3 protein-coding genes are annotated in these 1,377 nt (G+C 64.9%); 2 read left to right on the top strand and 1 reads right to left on the bottom strand.

Going from position 1 to position 1,377, the window contains the following annotated elements:
• Positions 1 to 460: hypothetical protein (locus AUL35_RS22680; RefSeq protein ID WP_062018327.1), on the top strand; the 460-nt coding region annotated here is incomplete at its 5' end.
• 43 nt (positions 461 to 503) lie between these two features.
• On the top strand, positions 504 to 965 hold the full coding sequence (locus AUL35_RS20480; RefSeq protein WP_062018328.1) for a hypothetical protein: 462 nt from the start codon (positions 504 to 506) through the stop codon (positions 963 to 965).
• Positions 966 to 1,125: 160 nt separating this feature from the next.
• On the opposite strand, the gene AUL35_RS23110 is transcribed toward AUL35_RS20480, so the two are convergent.
• A complete protein-coding gene (locus tag AUL35_RS23110) occupies positions 1,126 to 1,257 on the bottom strand; it encodes a hypothetical protein (protein WP_280137365.1) in 132 nt (43 codons plus the stop codon).
• Positions 1,258 to 1,377: the final 120 nt, after the last annotated feature.

The raw sequence follows: 1,377 nt of genomic DNA on the forward strand, positions 1-1,377 counted from the left end.
CCCGTCACGGGCGGAAGACCGGTACTACCTCAATCAGAGCCAGAGCGGCTTCAACCTGCCGGGTGTCTCGCTGCCGCAGGGCCAGGACGAGGTACGCGCGGCCGACGGGACGACCTGCCGCTCGGCGGTCGGGGGATCGGGCGCCTATCTCGATGTCGGCGCCATCAACGGCAGCGGCAATGGCAACAGCTACGACAACGGCAACATCGCGACCTACGGCCGTGTCGTGATCCCGCTGAGCCAGGGTGGCAAGCGCCTGAACTGTACCGAACTCTACGACCTGGAGATCGCACGTCTGCGCGCCGAGCTGAAGCTTCTCCAGATGGGACTGGCGTCCGGCCCGGCAGAGGGTGCCGTGGCTGCGAACGCCTCCGCTCCCAGCGACGACATGAACGGCAAGGAAGCCAACTGGGCGAACACGGGTTGGAGCGATGGCAAGTCCAAGCCCAAGCGCAAGTAACCGCTGGCTGACCGGCGCGCTGAAGCGTCTTGCGTGCGCGGCGATGCTGACAGCCGCCATGGTCGGTCCTGCAATCGCCTTGGTGGACGCCACGATCGGCACCTGCACGATCGTCGTCGTATCGCCGGGAACGCTGACGGCCTCGACGGACCTCAAGTCGCTGTCCTCGACCAACGCCGGCGGCCAAGCGGCCCGGGTCAGCGTCACGACGCTCCTGAACGGCGGCGTCCCGCAGTCGACGTGCAGTCTCGCGGTTCAGGTCAACTGCTTCCGCGTGACGTATGTCCCGCCGACAAACTTTGCGTTCGCTCCGGCGGGCGCCGACGCGAGCGTCCAGTTCACGGGGCGAATGCAGCCCCAAGGCGGCGCATCGCTGCTCGACCTTCTGTCGGCGGTGGTCCTGCTCGGAACGCAGAACATCGACCTCAGCTTGAGCGCCACGAAGACGGTGGGCGTCTTCACGGCCGGGACCTACCAGGCTCAACCGACAATCCGCTGCGAGTAGGCGGCGCCGGGAACAGCACGAACTGAGGTGACGTTGCACGCACCCTTGCCCGTATCCACTCAACATCGCCTTCCGCTCCACCCACGCCGAGATTGCCTGGCAGCGGGGGATCGATGACGGTCGAGATCGACAGGCCGACAGTGATCGTGCGACCAAATGGTCAATTCAATACCTGTAGCGCCGTCGAGGCATACCATCCGGCGAAGCCGCTGACCCAGGCCAGCCAAGCGCCGACTGCGGCCACGATGATCGTGCGCGAGCGGGCGAGCCAATCGGCCTTGTCGTCAAACATATCGCTCAATCCGATCTTGAGAGAACCTATGGCACGATATGAGACGAGCGTTGCGCAGTCGTGAACCGACTACGTAGGAAAACGCGTAGGCGTTCGAGACGACGGTAAGCGCGGAAGTTA

The organism is Aureimonas sp. AU4 (assembly GCF_001463765.1).
GTDB lineage: Bacteria > Pseudomonadota > Alphaproteobacteria > Rhizobiales > Rhizobiaceae > Aureimonas.

What these genes read in the sequence shown, in the direction of transcription:
- AUL35_RS20480 (WP_062018328.1), top strand. Translation starts at nt 504, where the DNA reads ATGCTGACAGCCGCCATGGTCGGTCCTGCAATCGCCTTGGTGGACGCC.
- AUL35_RS23110 (WP_280137365.1), bottom strand. Translation starts at nt 1,257, where the DNA reads ATGTTTGACGACAAGGCCGATTGGCTCGCCCGCTCGCGCACGATCATC.